Raw genomic sequence first — 17,874 nt, 5'->3', positions numbered from 1 at the left:
GCGGGGCCGGGATGTCCGGCATCGCGCGTATCCTGCTCGCCCGCGGCGCGGCCGTGTCCGGGTCGGACGCCAAGGAATCGCGTGCGCTGCTTTCGCTGCGCGCGCAGGGCGCGACGCTGTTCGTCGGCCAGACCGCGGACAACCTCGCCGAACTGGCCGAACCGCCGTCGGCCGTCGTGGTGTCGACCGCGATCAAGGAGACGAATCCGGAGCTCGCGGCGGCCCGCGAACGCGGCATCCCGGTGCTGCACCGCGCGCAGGCGCTGGCCGGGCTGATGGCCGGGCACCGCGTCGCGTGCATCGCGGGAACGCACGGCAAGACGTCGACCACGTCGATGCTCACCGTGGCGCTGCAGAACTGCCGGATGGACCCGTCGTTCGCGATCGGCGGCGACCTCAACGAGTCCGGGGCCAACGCGCACCACGGCGAGGGCGGCGTGTTCGTCGCGGAAGCCGACGAGAGCGACGGCTCCTTCCTCACCTACACGCCGTCGGTCGCGGTGGTGACGAACGTCGAGCCTGATCACCTCGACCACCACGGCACCGCCGAGGCGTACGTGAAGGTGTTCAGCGACTTCGTCGGCCAGATCGAGCCGGGCGGGCTGCTGATCGTGTGCGCGGACGACGAGGGCGCGGCCCGGCTGGGCGACGAGGCCGTCGCGGCCGGCGTGCGAGTGCGTCGCTACGGCCGTGCGGCTTCCGGCGAAGGCGACGTGCGCGTGGTCGGCTACACGCCCGCGCCGGACGGCGGCGTCGTGCGGATCGCGCTGGACGGCGAAGAACACGACCTGCGGGTCGCGGTGCCGGGCGAGCACATGGCGCTCAACGCGGTCGCCGCGCTGCTCGCCGGGCTCGAACTCGGCGCGCCGCTGGACGGCATGGCCGCCGGACTCGCCGCGTTCGGCGGGGTGCGCCGCCGGTTCGAGTTCAAGGGCCGTGCGGGCGACGTCCGGGTGTACGACGACTACGCGCACCATCCGACCGAGGTGGCCGCGCAGCTGCGCGCGGTGCGCACGGCGGCGGGCAGCGGACGGGTCGTCGTGGTGTTCCAGCCGCACCTGTACTCGCGCACGCAGACTTTCGCCGCTGAGTTCGCCGAAGCGTTGTCGCTGGCCGACGAGGTCGTGGTGCTCGACGTGTTCGGCGCGCGCGAGGAGCCGGTGCCGGGCGTGACCGGCGCGCTGATCGCCGACCGGGTGACCGCTGCCGTGCACTACCAGCCCGCCTTCGACGTGGCCGCCGGCCTGGTCGCGGATCTCGTCCGGCCGGGCGACCTCGCGATCACCATGGGCGCGGGCGACGTGACGCAGCTCGGCCCGGAGATCCTGGCCGAACTGGACCGGAGGGCCGCGGGGGCATGACCGGGACCCGGCAGCGCCGTCGCTCGCCCGCGCCTCGTGCGGGCGAGGAGCAGCGTGCTGCCCTGGCCCGGGAACGACGCGGGCGGCGGACCGAGGAGGAACGCCAGCGCACCCGCGCCCGCACCTCCGCGCGGTCGGGCCGCTCGACGCGGGCTGCCGCGCGGAAGTCCCGGCCCACGCGCGGCAAGGAGATCCGCCGTCGCTGGGTGGCGCTGCTGACCGTGGTCACCCTGGTTGCGCTCGGGTACCTGCTGTTCTTCAGCTCGCTGCTCGCGGTGAAGACGATCGAGGTGCAGGGCGCCAAAACCGTGTCGGCGGACCAGATCCGCGCGACCGCCGCGGTGCCGCCGGGGCAGCCGATGCTGCGCGCGGACGTCGACGGGATCCGCGACCGGGTGGCCCAGATGCCGGGCATCGCGACCGTCGACGTGTCCCGGTCGTGGCCGACGACGCTGGAGATCGCGGTGACCGAACGGACCGCGATCGCGTTCTTCGACAGCGGTCCCGGCGGCGACGGGGTGCATCTCGTGGACGGCGGCGGGGTCGTGTTCAAGACGGTGAAGACGCGGCCGGTCGGGTTGCCCGAGCTGAAGCTGCCGAAGGTGTCGGTGGACGATCCGGTCACCCGCGCGGTCACTGCTGTGCTCGGGGTGCTGCCGGAGCAACTGCTGAAGCAGACGAAGACGGTCACTGCGCAGACCCCGGCGAGCGTGGAGTTCACGCTGTCCACCGGCAAGACCGTGCGGTGGGGGAACGCGGAGAACACCGATCGCAAGGCGAAGGTGCTGGCTGCGTTGCTGACGCAGCAGGGGAAGATCTACGACGTTTCCGCGCCGGAGCTGCCGACTATCACGTCTTAGGCCCGGTGCCGGCCGGGTGTCCCGGGTTTCGTGGCGCGGAGTTCTCGTATGGCGTACGCTCGTTGTGTTCGTACGTCATACGAGAAGGTGGGGGCATGACGGTTCTGGTGACGGGTGCGACCGGCAACGTCGGACGGCTGGTGGTTGACGAGCTGGTGGCGCGCGGGGTGCCGGTGCGGGCGTTGACAGTGGATCCCGAGCGGGCGGCGCTGCCGGACGGGGTTGAGGTGGTGGTCGGGTCGCTGGCCAAGCCTTCTGCGTTGCCTGCGGCGCTGGAGGGCGTCGAGGCGGTTTATTTGGCGCCTTATGCGCGGACTGTTTCGCGGTTTTGCGAGCTGGCCGCGGGGGCTGGGATTCGGCGGGTGGTCGCGTTGTCCGGGTCCAGCGTGGGGGATGCGCATCCGATGTCCAGCGGGCATGGGTTCGCTGCGGTCGAGGCCGCTGTCCGCGGTGCGGGATTCGAGTGGACGTTTTTGCGGCCTGGGGCGTTTATGATGAATTCCTTGGGGTGGGCGTCTTGTATCCGGGAGAAGGGGGAGGTTCGGTCGGTTTATCCTGGGGCTGCTCAGACGCCTATTGATTTGGGGGACATTGCCGCGGTGGCCGCTCATGTGCTCAGCACTGAGGGACATGTGGGGCGGGTTTACGAGCTGAGCGGGCCGGAGGGAATTTCTCTGGAGAAGATGGCGGCGGCTATTGGGGATGCGTTGGGGAAAGCGTTGCCGTTTGTGGAGCTGACTCCGGAGGAGCAGGTTGCCGAGTGGGTCGGGGCTGGGTATCCGGAGGGGGTTGCTTCTTGGTTGCTGGAGAATTTCGAGGTTACTGATCGGGAGCCGCAGGTGCCTACCGGGGTGGTGGAGGAATTGCTCGGGCGGCCGGGGGTTTCGTTCGCGGAGTGGGCCAAGGTTAATGTTGCGGCCTTTTCCTGAGTGAAGTAGGTCGGCTCGTCGCCTGGCGGCGACATTGCGGTCGGGTGGTGAGACGGGCCCTCCGATTTTTCAGTGTGACTACGGCGCGGGGGTGCTTGTCAAGGCGGGAAAGATGCCTTGACAAGCACCCCCGCGCCGTGTTTTTGGCTTCGTATCGGGGGCGGCGAGGTGTGGCTGCCTTGGTGGGTTGGGTGCACCGGCTGCGGTTTGTGTGTGTTTAGTCCGCGTTTTCGATGAGGGTAAGGTCTCGCGTGCAGAAACCGTGGTGTTCGAAGGTTTCGTTGAGGACTGTGCCCAGGCATTGGCGTACTGTGCGGCCTCGTGCGTAGGGCGGCCAAACGTCGTCGTCGGGGACTGGGGCTTGTGCGGCTAGTTGGTCCGGGGCGACCGTGTTGAGCCAGGCCGCTAGTTCGGCGGCTTGGGCGTTGCGCACGTTCACGATTTCGTCCAGGGACGGGTTCAGCGAGAGGTCCAGTCCGTGTGCTTCGCGGTAGGGCTCGACGGTGGGGCCGATGCCCATGGGGGTGAAGTGCGCTGTCGAGCCCAGGCAGCAGCGGCGGAACCAGGAGTCGTGGACGAAGACCAGGTGGCGCAGTGTTTGCGCGGCCGACCATTCGTCGTTCGCGGAGCGGTGTTCGATGCCGGGAGTGCGGCGGATTCGCTCGATCGTCGCGGTCCAGTCCGCGTGGAGCCGGCGGGCCGCCTCGCGCAGGTCGGCGAGGTCATCGGAACGGATCAGGACGCGCACGGGGTGGCGGCGGTCCAGTTCGGCCTCTACGTACTGGCTGACTTCGACGCCGTTCACCACGAGGTTGGAGACGAGCCCGTCGATCACTGCGTCCTGCATGACCACGCCGATCAGGCGCGCTCCGGTCAGATCGCACTCGCGGAATTCCGCGTCGTGCAGGTCCTCGTCGACATGTCTTTGCATGATCCGCACAGTAGGCCCGAGCACCGACAAAACCGCGCCGTCCCGGTCGATCGCGGGTCGTGAGGGGAACCCCGAGGAGTCAGAGTCCCCGAGGGTTCCCCGCACGGAACGCGGGGGTCAGGCGAGTGCGGCGTCCAGGGTGATGGTGGTGCCGGAGAGGGCCTTGGAGACCGGGCAGGTTCGTTCGGCGGTCTTGGCCAGCTCGGCGAACTGGTCCGCGGTGACGCCGTCCAGTTTCGCGCGCAGGGTGATGGCGATGCCGCTGATTTCGAAGCCGCCGCCGTCGGCCGGGCCGAGGGTCACCTCGGCGGAGACGTCGATGTACTCGGCTTCCAGTTTCTGGGACTCCAGCACGCCGGACAGGTTCATCGCCAGGCAGCTCGAGTGGGCGGCGGCGATGAGCTCCTCGGGGCTGGTCCGCCCGTCCGGATCGCCCGCCCGGGTCGGGAAGGACACCTCGTAGGTGCCCAGGTTCGACGAGTCGAGGGTGACCTCGCCCTTGCCTTTCTGCAGTCCGCCGGTCCAGTGGGTGGTCGCGTCGCGGCTGGGCATCGCTGTCTCCTTGTGGCGGTCGAGGGATAGGTACCCCATGAAGGTAGTGTGCAATTACATTGCGTGCAAGCTAAATCCCTGAAAAGAGTGGCCGGGTGCGGCAGACTACTAGGCGTGACCGATGCTCCTGAACGTCCCGATCCGCCGATGGCGGGGGACGAGCGCACCCAGCTCGCCGGCTTCCTCGACTTCCTGCGCGCCAGCGTCGTGTGGAAATGCTCCGGGCTCACCGACGAGCAGGCCCGCCAGACGCACGTGCCCAGCGAGTTGACCACGATCGCCGGGCTGCTGTGCCATCTCACGCTCGTGGAGAACTACTGGTTCCGCGTCGTGCTCGACGGGCAGCCGGACGAGTGGGCGGATCGGCTCGAGATCGATCGGGACGCCGAGTTCCGGCTCGCGCTGGAGTTGCCGATGACGCAGTTGATCGCCGACTACGAGGCCGAGACCGAGAAGTGCCGTGCGGTCGTCGCGGCGAGGGGGTTCGACGACACAGTGCTGTTCAAGGGGGACAAACCGCTCACGGTGCGGTGGGTCGTCACGCACATGATCGAGGAGACCGCGCGCCATCTCGGGCATCTTGACCTGCTGCGCGAGCTGACCGACGGTCTCACCGGGGAGTGAGCCTCGATCGCGCGCAGCTGGTCGACGACCTCGAACTGCTGCGCGCGACCGTGGCGTGGAAATGCTCCGAACTCACCGACGAGCAGGCCCATTGGCCCGGCGAGCTGATGACCGCTGCCGGGATTGTGTGGCATCTCGCGCTGGTGGAGAACACGCTGCACGACGTCGTCGTCACCGGGCAGCCGCAGCGGTGGGCCGAGCGGCTGGAAGCGGGCCGGGACGCCGCGTTCGAGGTGGGCCTCGACCTGCCGATCGAGGAGGTGCGCAACGCTTACCGGGACAACGTCGAGATGTGTCGCGAGGCCCTGGCGGAGCGGTCGTTGGACGATCCGGTGGGGTTCGCGGACGATCGGCTGGTGACGGTGGGGGCGGTCGTTGAGTACCTGGTGAAGGAGACCTCGCGGCATCTCGAGTTGGTGCGGGAGCTCATCGGGGAGTGAGCTTTTTCGGGGGCAGCGGGAGGAAACCGCTGGTGCGGGCGATGTAGTCGGCGTAGCCCGGGCGAGTTTGCCGCATGCCTTTCTCCAGCATGGGCTTGCCGGTGCCGCGGGCGAGGGTGAAGGTCATCGCGACCGGGGACAGGATCGTCGCCGCGCCGGGCCACGTCGAGCACGCCAGCAGGTAGAGGCCCCACCAGACGCAGGCGTCGCCGAAGTAGTTCGGGTGGCGGGTGTAGCGCCAGAGGCCGGTGTCGAGGACTCGGCCCCGGTTGGCCGGGTTCGCGCGGAAGCGGCGGAGCTGCTCGTCGCCGACGGTTTCGAAGACGAAGCCGACCAGCCACCCCGCCACGCCGAGCCAGGCGGTGACGCCGAAACCCGTGCCGGACATGGCGAATTGCACCGGCAGCGAGACGAACCACAGGACCACGGCCTGCATCAGGTAGGTCCGCACGAAGATCCGGGCGCCGGGGTTCGGGCCGGCGCGTTCGGCGATCTGCTGGTAGCGCGGGTCTTCCGGCTTGCCGCGGTTGCGCAGGTGCAGGTGGACGGCCAGGCGCACGCCCCAGACGACGGTGAGCGCGGCAGTCGTCAGGCGCAGGGCGAGCGGGCCCGAGCCGAAGGGGAACGAGACCACGGCGACGAGGGCGAAACCTAAGCCCCAGAAGGTGTCGATGGTGTCGTAGCGGCGCCGCAGACGAGCGATGCCGAAGGTCAGGGTCACCGCGACCAGGGTGACTCCGGCGGTGAGGCCGAGCAGCGCGATCATGCCCACTCCCTCGTCCACGGCATCGCGGTGCGGCCGGTCGCGTCCGGGCGCACCGCGAGGATCTGGTCGACGCCCATGCGGTTCTCCTCGAAGGCGAGTGCGCCGCCGGCCAGATAAAGCCGCCAGACGCGGGCGCCTGCCTCGCCGATCAGCGCGACGGCCTCGTCCCAGTGCCGCTCCAGGGTGTCGGCCCAGGCTCGGACCGTCGGGACGTAGTGCTCGCGCAACGCGTGCACGTCGCGGATTTCGAAGCCCGCGGTTTCGAGGTGGCCGAGGGTGCGGCTGAGCGGGCGCATGGTCATGTCGGGGGCGATGTAGCGCTCGATGAACGCGCCGCCGCCGGGTGCGACCGCTCCGCGCGACATCTGCTGCAGCAGCAGGCGTCCGGTGGGCTTGAGCATCCGGCAGAGCGTGCCGGCGTAGGCCGGGTAGTTCTCCTCGCCGACGTGTTCGCCCATTTCGATGGAGGCTACGGCGTCGAAGGACTCTCCGGCGAGTTCCCGGTAGTCCTGCCGGCGGACCTCGACGCGGTCGTCCAGATCGTGCTGTGTCAGCCGGGTCTTGACGTGCTGCACCTGCTCGGCGGAGATGGTGACGCCGACGGCCTCGACCCCGTGGTGCTTCGCCGCGTGCACGAGCAGGGAACCCCAGCCGCAGCCGACGTCGAGGAGGCGCATGCCTGGCCGCAGGCCGAGTTTGCGGCAGATCAGCTCGAGTTTGTCGTGCTGGGCGCGCGCGAGATCGGCGTTCTCGGACCAGTAGCCCGAGGAGTACGCCATCGAATCGTCCATGAGCAGCTGATAGAAGGCGTTCGACAGGTCGTAGTGGTGCGAGATCGCGGAGCGGTCCCGGCCGAGGGTGTGCAGCTTCCCGCGCAGCCGGGCTTCCTCGGCGGGCGGTTTCGGCGGCAGGCCGAACACCCCGAGCCGGGCGGCCAGGCGGACGGCCTCGCCGAAGTCTCGTGCGGACAGCTGCGGCCGGTAAGCCCAGGCGCGGCGGAAACCCTCGGTGAGATCGCCTTCGACGTCCAGGTCGCCGGAGACGTAGGCCCGGGCCAGGCCGAGTTCGCCAGGCGAGTACAGCAGCCAGCGCAGCGCGCGGCGGTTTTTCAGGACGACGGTCGGCCCGGCTGGCCCGGCCTGGTGCCCGTCCCAGGTGCGGACGGCGACCGGCAGCGGGCCGCCGAGGACGCGTTCGGCGAAGTCGGCGAGTCGGTGGGCTGCGGATTTCGGCATGCGGGGGATTCGGAGCCGGCAGCCGCGCGGATTGGTACCCATCCGTGCCGGGGCCGGCTCCGAATCCTCTCCGTGCACCACACCACGGGACAACGCATCGCTGTCATCGGCAGCGGGGTCGCCGGCCTCACCGCCGCGTACCTGCTGCAGCGCCGCTACGAGGTTCTGCTGTTCGAGGCCGACGACCGGCTCGGCGGCCACGCCCACACCCACGACGTGCCGAGCGCGCACGGCGGGACGGTCGCCGTCGATTCCGGGTTCCTCGTCCACAACGAGCGCACCTACCCGACGCTGCTGCGGCTGTTCGGCGAACTCGGCGTCCGCACTCGCGACACCGAGATGTCGATGAGCATCCGCTGCGACGGCTGCGGCCTGCAGTACGCCGGGGCGAAAGGCGTGCGCGGGCTGTTCGCGCAACGGAGCAACGCCGCCTCCGCGCGCTACCTGCTCATGCTGGCCGAGGTGAAGCGGTTCCACCGGCACGCCGCACGGCTGCTGGCCCGCCCCGAAGCGGGTGACGTCCCGCTCGGCGCGTTCCTCGCGATCGGCGGGTATTCGCGGTATTTCGTGGATCATTTCGTGCTGCCGCTGGTGTCCACGGTGTGGTCCGCCGATCGCACCGACACCATGCGGTATCCGGCGCGGTACCTGTTCGAATTCCTGCGCAACCACGGAATGCTCACCGTGCGGAATTCGCCGACGTGGCGGACGGTCGTCGGCGGTTCGCGAGAGTACGTCGAGCGGGCGGCCAAGCAGCTGACCGCGGTGCATTTGTCCACCCCGGTTCGCGCGGTGCGGCGGACCGCGCGCGGCGTCGAGGTGCGCGATGATGCCGATACGGCGCACCGGGTCGACCGAGTCGTGGTCGCGACGCACGCGGACCAAGCGTTGCGGCTGCTGACGGATCCCACTGGGGCGGAACAGAAGCTGCTCGGTGCTTTCCGCTACTCGCGCAACGAAGCTTGGCTGCACACCGATCCCGCCGTGCTGCCGACCGCGTCCGGAGCCCGGTCCTCCTGGAATTACCGGACGCCTGGCTGCGGGGCGGACCTGCACGCTGTCCAAGTCACTTACGACCTGAATCGCTTGATGGGCCTCGACGAAGCGACGACGTACGCCGTCACGCTCAATCCGAGCACGGGCCTCGATCCGGATGCGGTGGTCGCGAAAATGTCTTACGAACACCCGATCTACACGCCGGAATCGGTTGCCGCGCAGAGAAGCCTGCCGGAATTGAACGACGGTGTCGTCGCGTACGCCGGTGCTTATCAAGGCTGGGGATTCCACGAGGACGGCTGTTCCTCCGGCGTCCGCGCCGCGGCCAGTTTCGGGGTGACCTGGTGACCGCTCTCTACGACGCCACCGTCGCGCACGTCCGCCGGGCCGACCCGCCGTACTCCTTCGCGCACCGGATGTACCTGTGGCGGACCGATCTCGGCGACCTGCCGCGGCTGCCGTGGTGGCTCCGGCCGTTCGCCCGCTTCGACGGCCGCGACCACTTCAGCCCCGACGAACCCGGCGACATCCGGTCCAAACTGGACGCCTGGCTCGCGCACCGCGGGGTGGACTTGCGCGGCGGGCCGGTGACGATGCTCGCGTCGGCGCGCGTTCTCGGGTACGTCTTCAATCCGATCACGGTCTACTGGTGCCACACGCCGGACGGCGCGCTCGCCTGCGTGGTCGCCGAGGTGCACAACACCTACGGCGGCCGCCACGCCTACCTGCTCGGGCCCGGCGGGGACCTCGGGGAGCTCCACGCGGAGAAGGAGTTCTACGTGTCGCCGTTCCAGGAGATGGCGGGGGAGTACCGGATGCACCTGCCGCGGCCGGACGCGCTGCTGGCGTTGACCGTCGTCCTGCGGCACGACGGAGACGCCGCCCTGACCGCTACGCTGCGAGGAGTCCGCCGTCCGGTCGGGATCCGCACGCTCGCGCGCTTCCTGCTGGGCAGGCCGCTGCAACCGCAGCGCGTCGCCGCGCTGATCCGCCGCCACGGGCTCGCGCTCTGGCGGCGCAAAGCCCCGCTCGTCGCCCGGACCGGACAGAACACGGCAGGAGCCCTCCATGGATGAGAGCGCACGGGAAGAGAGCGCACGCCCGGCGGACCGGCTCTCCGCGGTGCCGCCGACCAGCGCCGAAGAACTCATGGCGCTGGTCGCGAAGGGGGACGAACGCGCCTTCGAACGGCTCTACGATCAGCTCGCCGGTCCCGTCTACGGGCTCGTCCGCCGCATCGTGCGGGACCCCGCGCAGTCCGAGGAGGTCGCGCAGGAGGTGCTCGTGGAGTTGTGGAAGACCGCGACGCGCTATTCGCCGGCGAAGGGCAGCGTCCTGAACTGGGCGATGACGCTCGCGCACCGCCGAGCGGTCGACCGGGTCCGGTCGGCGAGGGCGAGCACCGAACGCGAGCGGAAAGCGACTTTCGAAGCCGCGCGCGGGCGGCCGTTCGACGAGGTCGCCGAATCCGTCGCGACCCGGCTGGAACGCTCGCAGGTGCGGCGCTGCCTGAAAACGCTCACCGAATTGCAGCGGGAATCCGTCCTGCTGGCGTACTACCAGGGCTACACCTATCGCGAGGTCGCCGACGTGCTGGACACGCCGCAGGGGACGGTCAAGACCAGACTGCGCGACGGGTTGATCCGGCTGCGCGACTGCCTGGGGGTGACGGCGTGACCAGTCCGGAGATGCACACGTTGGCCGGCGCGTACGCGCTCGACGCGCTGTCGGAGGTCGAGCGGGCCCAGTTCCGCCGTCACCTCGAACAATGCGAAGCCTGCGCGCAGGAAGTGCGGGAACTGAGCGAGACCGCGGCCCGGCTCGGCGCGGCGATGGACGAACAGCCGCCGTCCGGGCTCAAGGACCGGGTGCTGGCGGAAATGCGCACGACGCGCCAGCTGCCGCCGCTGACCGGTTCCGGGGAACCGCGCCTGCGCGGACCGCGCCGCTGGCCGATGCTCATCGCCGCCGCGGCCGCTGTCGTCGGGCTCGCTCTGGCCGGCGTGTTCGGCGGGATCGCGCTGCATACCAGCAGCCAGCTGAACAGCGCACAGTCCGAATTGGACGCCGCGCGCGAACGCTACCTGCCGGTGGCCGAATTGCTCACCGCGCCGGACAGCCAGACCTCGCACGTCGCGTCGCCGCGCGGGGGCGGGGGCACGGTGGTGGTTTCGCGGAAGCTCGACCGCGTGATGTTCATGCAGTCCGGGCTGCCGCCGGTCCGGTCCGGGCAGGTCTACGAGGCCTGGCTGATGGGCCCGGACCTCGCGCCGCGGCCGGCCGGCCTGCTGCCCGGGGGACCGTCGGGTTCGCTGGTCGTGGCGGACGGGCTGGCCGGTGCGCAGCAGTTCGCGGTGAGCGTGGAGCAGGCCGGCGGGTCGCCGTCGGGGAAGCCGTCGAAGGACGTGGTGCTGGTCGCTTCGGTGCCCGCATAGCAGACCGCGCGCCAGGCCTCGCGGCGGGTTCCGGCCTTGCGCGCGGCTTCGCGTTGTGGCAAAACACCTTTGCCGCTCACGGCGTGGCTACTGGATTAGAGCTTGCGCGGCGCCTACCGTCCTGCCTTGACGCCGGTGGTTGACATAACTCTCACTCTCGGGTTGAGGTTGAGGGTTTCCGGCCCCGGCGGGCGGCATGTGCACATCACGATCAGGAAGGCGGACCCGATGACGCCCCCGCACAACTACCTTGCGGTGATCAAGGTCGTCGGCATCGGCGGCGGCGGCGTGAACGCCGTGAACCGGATGATCGAGGTCGGCCTCAAGGGTGTCGAGTTCATCGCGGTGAACACCGACGCGCAGGCACTGCTCATGTCCGACGCCGACGTCAAGCTCGACATCGGCCGGGAACTGACCCGCGGACTCGGCGCCGGAGCCGCCCCCGAGGTGGGGCAGAAGGCGGCCGAGGACCACCGCGAGGAGATCGAAGAGGTCATCAAGGGCGCCGACATGGTGTTCGTGACCGCGGGCGAGGGCGGCGGCACCGGCACCGGCGGCGCGCCGGTCGTCGCGCAGATCGCCCGCAAGCTCGGCGCGCTCACGATCGGCGTGGTGACCCGCCCGTTCACCTTCGAGGGCAAACGCCGCGGCAAGCAGGCCGAAGAGGGCATCCAGCAGCTGCGCAACGAGTGCGACACGCTGATCGTGATCCCGAACGACCGGCTGCTGCAGCTCGGCGACATCGGCGTGTCCCTGATGGACGCGTTCCGCTCCGCCGACGAGGTGCTGCTCTCCGGTGTCCAGGGCATCACCGACCTGATCACCACGCCCGGCCTCATCAACCTGGACTTCGCCGACGTCAAGAGCGTCATGTCCGGCGCGGGCTCCGCGCTGATGGGCATCGGCTCCGCACGCGGCGAGGGACGGGCGATACAGGCCGCCGAGAAGGCGATCAACTCGCCGCTGCTGGAAGCGTCGATGGACGGGGCGCACGGCGCGCTGCTGTCCATCGCGGGCGGATCGGACCTCGGGCTGTTCGAGATCAACGAGGCCGCGTCGCTCGTGCAGGAATCGGCGCACCCGGACGCGAACATCATCTTCGGCACGATCATCGACGACTCCCTCGGCGACGAGGTCCGCGTCACGGTGATCGCGGCCGGGTTCGACGCGGGCGCGCCCACCCACAAGAAACTCGACCCGCCCGCGTTCGGCGGCAAACAGGGCAACGGCACCGCGTCCGCCGCGGCGGGCCAGGTCGGCGGCGGCTCGGCCGCGCAGACCCCGCCGCAGACCGGGGCCACGCCGGTGCCGCCGGCGGGCAGCTCCGGCTACCCGGTGGCTCCGCCGAGGACCCCGCCCTCCGGCCTGCCGCAGCCGGGCGCCGGCACCCCGCCGGGCGGCCTGCCCCAACCGGGCGGCGGCTCGCGCGGCTATTCGCCGATCGGCTCGGGCTCCGCGACGGGCGGCCTGCCGAGCCGCCCGACGACGGTCCACGACGACCCGACCGACGACGACGTGGACGTGCCGCCCTTCATGCGGCGCTGATCCGTCCGCTTTCCGTTTCCGGCAACGGCCGTCCCGACACGTTCGGGGCGGCCGTTGCCGTGTCCGGACCCTCGTGAGCGGCGATCCCGGTTAGCACCGGCACAAACCACTCACGAGGGCCCGGACCCGACTCGCCCGGGCCAAGCCGGCTGCTGCGGCGGAGTGGCGATCCCGGTTAGCACCGGCATCGCCGCGCACGAGGCTCGCCCCGGCGGCCGCCGCGGTTTTTGGCAGGATGGCGGGGTGCGAGTACGACGAGTGGTCACGACCAGGGCGGGCGGGGCTTCCCGGCCGCCGTACGAGAGTTTCAACCTCGGCGACCACGTCGGCGACGACGCGGGCGACGTCTACGCCAACCGCAAGCGGCTGGCGTCCGAGCTCGGTCTCGCCGAGGACAAGCTGGCCTGGATGGAGCAGGTGCACGGCCGCACCGCGACCGTCGTGGACGGCACCGAGACCTCTGCCGCCGAAGCGACCGACGCGCTGGTGACCGATCGTCCGGGCGTCGCGCTCGTGGTGCTGGTCGCGGACTGCGTTCCGGTGCTCATGGCGGATCCGGAAGCGGGCGTCGTCGCCGCGGTGCACGCGGGCCGGGTCGGCGCGCGCGTCGGCGTGGTGCCCGCCGCGCTGGAGGCGATGCGCGAACTCGGCGCCGAACCGGGCCGGGTCGAGGCGTTGCTGGGCCCGGCGATCTGCGGCGACTGCTACGAGGTCCCGGCCGCGATGGCCGCGGACGTCGAGAAGCATCTGCCCGGCAGCGCCTGCGAAACGCGCAAGGGCACGACCGGTCTGGACCTGCGCGCCGGGCTCTGGCGGCAGCTGGCCGACCTGGGCGTCGGACGCGTCGGCGCGGATCCGCGGTGCACGGCGGAGGACAAGACGTTGTTCAGCTTCCGCCGCGACGGCACCACCGGCCGCATCGCAGGCATCACCTGGCTGGAAGAGGAGAAGGCGTGACCGGGGACCCGGCAGACCAGCGGCGGGCGGAGCTGGCGGCGGCGCTGGCCGCGGTCGAGGAGCGCATCGCGAACGCCTGCGCGGCGGCCGGCCGCTCCCGCGACGAGGTGCGGTTGCTGGGCGTCACCAAGACCTTCCCGGCGGCCGACGCCGCGTTGCTGACCGACCTCGGGCTGCTGAACCTCGCCGAGAACCGCGACCAGGAAGCAGGTCCGAAGGCGGCCGAGGTCGCGCAGCTGCGCCCGGAAGCGGCCCCGCGCTGGCACATGGTCGGGCGGCTGCAGCGGAACAAGGCGCGGTCGGTCGTGCGCTGGGCGGCCGAGGTCCAGTCGGTCGACTCGGCGCGGCTCGCCGACGCCCTCGCCCGCGCGGTCGCCGCCGCGCAGGAGTCGGGGGAGCGGACCGGACCGCTCGACGTACTGGTCCAGGTGAGCCTCGACGGCGACGTCGCGCGCGGCGGGACCCCGCTCGAGGAGCTCGACGCCCTCGCCGACCGCATCGCCCACACGGGGGAGCTGCGGTTGCGAGGCGTGATGGCCGTGGCCCCGTTAGGGGAGGACCCGGGCACCGCTTTTGCCCGCCTGTCCCACGCGGCGGAAAGAGTCCGGGCCCGGTATCCGGAAGCGGCTGACGTCTCCGCCGGAATGAGCCATGATCTGGACCAGGCGATCCGGCACGGCTCGACGTGTGTGCGTGTCGGAACCGCGTTGCTCGGCGGGCGCGGTTTAGCCTCGCCGTAGGGAGTCCGCCCGGTGGTCACGTTTCGTGTCCGGCCGGGCGGGGCACAACGGTGCGGGAGCGGCAAAGGGCTAGGGAGAGGCTATGAGCGCGCTGCAGAAGCTGAAGGCCTACTTCGGGATGGTGCCCGCGGACGAAGACGGCTACGACGACGGTTACGACGAATACGACGACGGCTACGACCAGCCGCCGGCGCGGTCCCGGGCGCGCTACCGCGACGTCGAAGAGGCTTACGACGAACCGGCCGCGCGCGTGCGGTCGCGGTCGATGGCGGCCGAGCCCGCGACGCACGGCGCGCTCGCCGTGGACCGCCAGCCGGAGCCGGTCGCCCGGCTGCGGCCGGTCGCCGAGCCGGTCGCCGCGCCGGCCCGGGACCCGCTCAGCCGGATCACCACACTGCACCCGACGAGCTACATCGAGGCGCGGGCGATCGGCGAGCACTACCGCGAGGGCATCCCGGTGATCATCAACCTCACCGAGATGGACAACGCGGACGCCAAGCGGATCGTGGACTTCGCGGCGGGGCTGGCGTTCGCCGTGCGGGGGTCGATGGACAAGGTCACCAACAAGGTGTTCCTTCTCTCACCGCCCGATGTGGACGTGACCGCCGAGGACCGCAGGCGGATCGCCGAGGGCGGATTGTTCCTGCGCGGGTGAACACGGCCGGACCGCTGGGCGCAGCCAGACGTGATTTTGTCGACTATGTCGCCCTCGGGGCGGCTGGTCGCGCCCAATCCGGCCGTCCCCCGCTAGAGTGGTCGCCGTGAATGCTGTGTGGCTTGCGATCTGGTACGTGCTGTTTGCCTTCTGGCTGCTGCTCACGGCCCGGATCGTGGTCGAGCTCGTGCGGACTTTCGCACGGGAATGGCGTCCCGCCGGAGGGGTTGCGGTGACGCTCGAGACCATCTACACAGTGACCGACCCGCCGGTGCGGTTGTTCCGCAGGATCATTCCGATGGTCCGGATCGGCGGCGTAGGACTGGACTTGTCGATTATGGTGCTGCTGTTGGTTGTGTTCTTCGCGATGCAACTGACACCCAGGTGATCGGGGAAAACCCGGGTGTGTCCTTGCAGGCCATGGAGTGCGTGAGGTGATCTGATGTCGTTGACCCCCGCTGACGTGCATAACGTCGCGTTCAGCAAGCCGCCCATCGGCAAGAGGGGCTACAACGAGGACGAGGTGGACGCGTTCCTCGACCTGGTGGAGACCGAGCTTGCCCGGTTGATCGAGGACAACAACGAGCTGCGCCAGCAGGTCGAGCAGCTCGACTCCGAGCTCGAGTCGACCCGCTCGGAGCTCGAGAACGCGAAGGTCGCCGGCCCGCCGCCGGGCCGCGACCCCGAGCCGTCGCGGCGGCTCGCCCCGGTGCCGCCGCCCGCTTCGGCGATGGAGCAGACCCAGGCGCACTCGATGGTCCCCGACAGCGGCGAGCCGAACGTCCAGGCGGCCAAGGTGCTCGGCCTGGCGCAGGAAATGGCCGACCGGCTCACCGCCGAGGCGAAGACCGAGTCCGACGGGATGCTGGCGGAGGCGCGGACCAAGTCCGAGCAGCTGCTGTCCGACGCCCGGGCGAAGTCCGACTCGATGGTGAACGAGGCGCGCACGCGCGCCGAGACGATGCTGAACGACGCGCGCACGCGCGCCGAAACGCTGGAGCGCCAGGCGCGCGACAAGGCGACCACCATGGAACGCGAGTCGCAGCGCAAGTACACCGAGACGATGAACAACCTGAACGCCGAGAAGGGCGCTCTGGGCAAGAAGATCGAGGAACTCCGCACGATCGAGCGCGAATACCGCACCCGGCTGCGCGGCTTCCTCGAGTCCCAGCTGCGCGAGCTCGACGACCGGGGCTCCGCGGCCCCGGCGTCGGCGTCCTCGGGTTCGAGCCAGTCCTCGACCGGAAGCAGCGGCCAGGGCTACTCGTTCGGCCCGCGCGCCGAGGCCGGCTGACCGAACCGCCGTACGCACCCCGCCGGATGACCTTCCGACCCGGCGGGGTTTCGGCGTGTCCGGGTCCGGCGCCGCCACGGTGGGGAACCGGCGGGGTACGCCGCGTGGGCGGGTCGCAGCGGGAAACCGGGCGGCGCGTGTTGTAATTCAGCGTGCTCTACATCGTCCTCCTTCTGGTGCTGGCGGCTCTCGGGCTGCTCGTCACGGCGCTCGTCACGGGCACCTCTCTGTGGGCCTGGGTTTCCATCGGCCTCTCCGTGCTCGCCGGGCTTCTTCTGCTCGTCGACTGGCTGCGCCGGCGCAAGCGCGCGGACGCGGACACCGGCTCGGAGGAGGACTCGGCCGAATCCGATGCGGACGCGGACGCGGACGCGGCGGAGGAGAAGGGCGAGGAGACTCCGGCCGAGGAGGACGCCGAGCAGACCGCGCTGATCCCGGCGACGGGCGAGCTGGGCGATCCGGCGGACGTGCCGGAACCGGAGATCGAGAAGCCCGCCGGGGAAGCCGGACCCAAGTCCGAGGCGAAGGCGGTCCGCGACACGCCGCCCGGCGTGGAGGAGACCGCGCCGGAGGACCTCGAGGTGGTCAAGGAACTCGAGGACGAGGTCGTGGTCGTCGACGAGTACCCGCGCTACCACCTGGTGGACTGCGGCTGGCTGTCCGGCCGCGACACGATCCCGATCGGCGTCGGCGAGGCACGGCAGCTCGGTTTCACGCCGTGCGCGCGGTGCGGTCCGGACGCGGTGCTGGCCGCGGCGCATCGCTGACGCCCAGCACCTCCTCAAGCACCTTCGCGCCGGTTTCGGTGAGTTGAACCGCTCGGTGTGCCTTCGCGCGCGAGCGGAGCCATCCCGCGTCCATGAATCGTCGGGTCACCGCCGCGCCCAGGGCCCCGGCGAGGTGGTGGCGTTGCTCTGTCCAATCCAGACAGAACCGCAGCAGCGGTCGTCGGCTCTCCGCGGCCGCTGCGACATCCACGCCCAACGCCGCGAACACGTCGTCGGCAGCAGGTCCCAGCACGTACGGATGTTCTTGCAGCTGGGAGGAAATCCGGTCCCCGGGCCGTCGCTGGGTGGTCGGGTCGCCGTCCACAGTGGCCAGTGCGCCGCGGTCGAGCAAGGCGGCCGTGACGGCCACGCCGAGGCGTCCGGCGACATGGTCGTAGCACAGTCTCGCGGTGCGCAAGGCTTCCGCGCGCGTGCCTTCCCGCAGCGAGCGGACGGGGCGCGCGGGGGAGTGCCGGGCGAGGGCTTCCAGCAGATCCGGGGCCGCGCCGGCGATGCGGTAGAACCGGTGCCTGCCCGACTTTTCCGCCGTCACCAGCCCCGCGGCCAGCAGTTTCGACAGGTGCGCGCTCACGCCCTGCGCGGTCAGGCCCGCTTCGCCGGCCAGCACGGACGCGGCCAGCGACCGGCCGTCCGCCAGCGCCATCAGCACGCGGACCCGCGCCGGATCGGCGAACAGGGCGGCGGTGCGCGCGATGTCGGCGTCTCCTTCCATGCCTCCAGCATGCCCCCGGCACACTTCCACCGCGACGGAAGCGTTCCCGGTGTC

General features: G+C 70.6%; 21 protein-coding genes. 16 read left to right on the top strand and 5 right to left on the bottom strand.

Annotated elements, in window-relative coordinates:
* Positions 1-11: 11 nt before the first annotated feature.
* The 3 genes from murC (at position 12) to L3Q65_RS20150 (ending at position 3,150) form a co-directional block, all read left to right on the top strand.
* Entirely contained in the window at positions 12-1,361 is a 1,350-nt protein-coding gene (murC, locus tag L3Q65_RS20160; protein WP_370648215.1) for a UDP-N-acetylmuramate--L-alanine ligase, read from the top strand.
* Positions 1,358-2,221: a cell division protein FtsQ/DivIB gene (locus L3Q65_RS20155; protein ID WP_182893368.1), complete on the top strand. Its 864-nt coding sequence runs from the start codon at positions 1,358-1,360 to the stop codon at positions 2,219-2,221. Before murC ends, L3Q65_RS20155 begins: the two co-directional genes overlap by 4 nt.
* Positions 2,222-2,316: 95 nt before the next feature.
* Positions 2,317-3,150 (top strand): NAD(P)H-binding protein, encoded by an 834-nt coding sequence (locus tag L3Q65_RS20150; protein ID WP_182893367.1) that lies wholly within the window; start codon positions 2,317-2,319, stop codon positions 3,148-3,150.
* Positions 3,151-3,367: 217 nt separating this feature from the next.
* Here L3Q65_RS20150 and L3Q65_RS20145 read toward each other — a convergent pair whose 3' ends face one another.
* Both L3Q65_RS20145 and L3Q65_RS20140 read right to left on the bottom strand, forming a co-directional pair.
* Positions 3,368-4,081, bottom strand: coding sequence for a DinB family protein (locus tag L3Q65_RS20145; protein ID WP_182893366.1), 714 nt, complete (start codon positions 4,079-4,081; stop codon positions 3,368-3,370).
* A 117-nt stretch (positions 4,082-4,198) separates the two neighbouring features.
* Positions 4,199-4,633, bottom strand: coding sequence for an OsmC family peroxiredoxin (locus L3Q65_RS20140; RefSeq protein WP_182893486.1), 435 nt, complete (start codon positions 4,631-4,633; stop codon positions 4,199-4,201).
* 114 nt (positions 4,634-4,747) lie between these two features.
* Between L3Q65_RS20140 and L3Q65_RS20135 the strand changes: the two genes are divergently transcribed.
* Both L3Q65_RS20135 and L3Q65_RS20130 read left to right on the top strand, forming a co-directional pair.
* Positions 4,748-5,257, top strand: coding sequence for a DinB family protein (locus L3Q65_RS20135; protein WP_182893365.1), 510 nt, complete (start codon positions 4,748-4,750; stop codon positions 5,255-5,257).
* Complete coding sequence (locus L3Q65_RS20130) at positions 5,254-5,697, top strand: DUF664 domain-containing protein (protein WP_182893364.1); 444 nt, start codon at positions 5,254-5,256, stop codon at positions 5,695-5,697. The genes L3Q65_RS20135 and L3Q65_RS20130 overlap by 4 nt, the downstream gene beginning before the upstream one ends.
* Here the strand turns inward: L3Q65_RS20130 and L3Q65_RS20125 are convergent.
* The gene (locus tag L3Q65_RS20125) at positions 5,684-6,463 is read right to left on the bottom strand and encodes a DUF1295 domain-containing protein (protein WP_182893363.1); all 780 of its coding nucleotides are present in this window, start codon (positions 6,461-6,463) and stop codon (positions 5,684-5,686) included. The genes L3Q65_RS20130 and L3Q65_RS20125 overlap by 14 nt on opposite strands.
* Positions 6,460-7,698 (bottom strand): cyclopropane-fatty-acyl-phospholipid synthase family protein, encoded by a 1,239-nt coding sequence (locus L3Q65_RS20120; protein WP_182893362.1) that lies wholly within the window; start codon positions 7,696-7,698, stop codon positions 6,460-6,462. Before L3Q65_RS20120 ends, L3Q65_RS20125 begins: the two co-directional genes overlap by 4 nt.
* A 72-nt stretch (positions 7,699-7,770) precedes the next feature.
* Between L3Q65_RS20120 and L3Q65_RS20115 the strand changes: the two genes are divergently transcribed.
* The 11 genes from L3Q65_RS20115 to L3Q65_RS20065 all read left to right on the top strand — a co-directional run bounded on the left by L3Q65_RS20115 (position 7,771) and on the right by L3Q65_RS20065 (position 17,087).
* A complete protein-coding gene (locus L3Q65_RS20115; RefSeq protein WP_182893361.1) occupies positions 7,771-9,042 on the top strand; it encodes an NAD(P)/FAD-dependent oxidoreductase in 1,272 nt (423 codons plus the stop codon).
* Positions 9,036-9,770, top strand: coding sequence for a DUF1365 domain-containing protein (locus L3Q65_RS20110; RefSeq protein ID WP_182893485.1), 735 nt, complete (start codon positions 9,036-9,038; stop codon positions 9,768-9,770). The genes L3Q65_RS20115 and L3Q65_RS20110 overlap by 7 nt, the downstream gene beginning before the upstream one ends.
* Positions 9,763-10,371: an ECF RNA polymerase sigma factor SigK gene (sigK, locus tag L3Q65_RS20105; RefSeq protein WP_182893360.1), complete on the top strand. Its 609-nt coding sequence runs from the start codon at positions 9,763-9,765 to the stop codon at positions 10,369-10,371. Before L3Q65_RS20110 ends, sigK begins: the two co-directional genes overlap by 8 nt.
* Entirely contained in the window at positions 10,368-11,129 is a 762-nt protein-coding gene (locus L3Q65_RS20100) for an anti-sigma factor domain-containing protein (RefSeq protein ID WP_237600539.1), read from the top strand. The genes sigK and L3Q65_RS20100 overlap by 4 nt, the downstream gene beginning before the upstream one ends.
* Positions 11,130-11,357: 228 nt before the next feature.
* The gene (gene ftsZ, locus L3Q65_RS20095; protein WP_182893358.1) at positions 11,358-12,674 is read left to right on the top strand and encodes a cell division protein FtsZ; all 1,317 of its coding nucleotides are present in this window, start codon (positions 11,358-11,360) and stop codon (positions 12,672-12,674) included.
* Positions 12,675-12,917: 243 nt separating this feature from the next.
* Entirely contained in the window at positions 12,918-13,631 is a 714-nt protein-coding gene (gene pgeF / locus L3Q65_RS20090; protein ID WP_182893357.1) for a peptidoglycan editing factor PgeF, read from the top strand.
* Positions 13,628-14,371, top strand: coding sequence for a YggS family pyridoxal phosphate-dependent enzyme (locus L3Q65_RS20085; protein ID WP_182893356.1), 744 nt, complete (start codon positions 13,628-13,630; stop codon positions 14,369-14,371). The genes pgeF and L3Q65_RS20085 overlap by 4 nt, the downstream gene beginning before the upstream one ends.
* Positions 14,372-14,453: 82 nt before the next feature.
* On the top strand, positions 14,454-15,026 hold the full coding sequence (locus tag L3Q65_RS20080; RefSeq protein ID WP_182893355.1) for a cell division protein SepF: 573 nt from the start codon (positions 14,454-14,456) through the stop codon (positions 15,024-15,026).
* Positions 15,027-15,141: 115 nt separating this feature from the next.
* Positions 15,142-15,414 (top strand): YggT family protein, encoded by a 273-nt coding sequence (locus L3Q65_RS20075; RefSeq protein WP_037367937.1) that lies wholly within the window; start codon positions 15,142-15,144, stop codon positions 15,412-15,414.
* 54 nt (positions 15,415-15,468) lie between these two features.
* On the top strand, positions 15,469-16,320 hold the full coding sequence (locus tag L3Q65_RS20070; RefSeq protein WP_037812417.1) for a DivIVA domain-containing protein: 852 nt from the start codon (positions 15,469-15,471) through the stop codon (positions 16,318-16,320).
* Between the two features lie 152 nt (positions 16,321-16,472).
* Positions 16,473-17,087 (top strand): hypothetical protein, encoded by a 615-nt coding sequence (locus tag L3Q65_RS20065; protein WP_237600538.1) that lies wholly within the window; start codon positions 16,473-16,475, stop codon positions 17,085-17,087.
* Here the strand turns inward: L3Q65_RS20065 and L3Q65_RS20060 are convergent.
* On the bottom strand, positions 17,032-17,820 hold the full coding sequence (locus L3Q65_RS20060) for a helix-turn-helix transcriptional regulator (RefSeq protein WP_182893353.1): 789 nt from the start codon (positions 17,818-17,820) through the stop codon (positions 17,032-17,034). The genes L3Q65_RS20065 and L3Q65_RS20060 overlap by 56 nt on opposite strands.
* Between the last annotated feature and the right edge of the window lie 54 nt (positions 17,821-17,874).

It is taken from the genome of Amycolatopsis sp. FU40, from assembly GCF_021903635.1.
GTDB classification, from domain to species: Bacteria; Actinomycetota; Actinomycetes; order Mycobacteriales; family Pseudonocardiaceae; genus Amycolatopsis; species Amycolatopsis dendrobii.
This window is presented reverse-complemented; position numbering and strand designations above follow the sequence as displayed.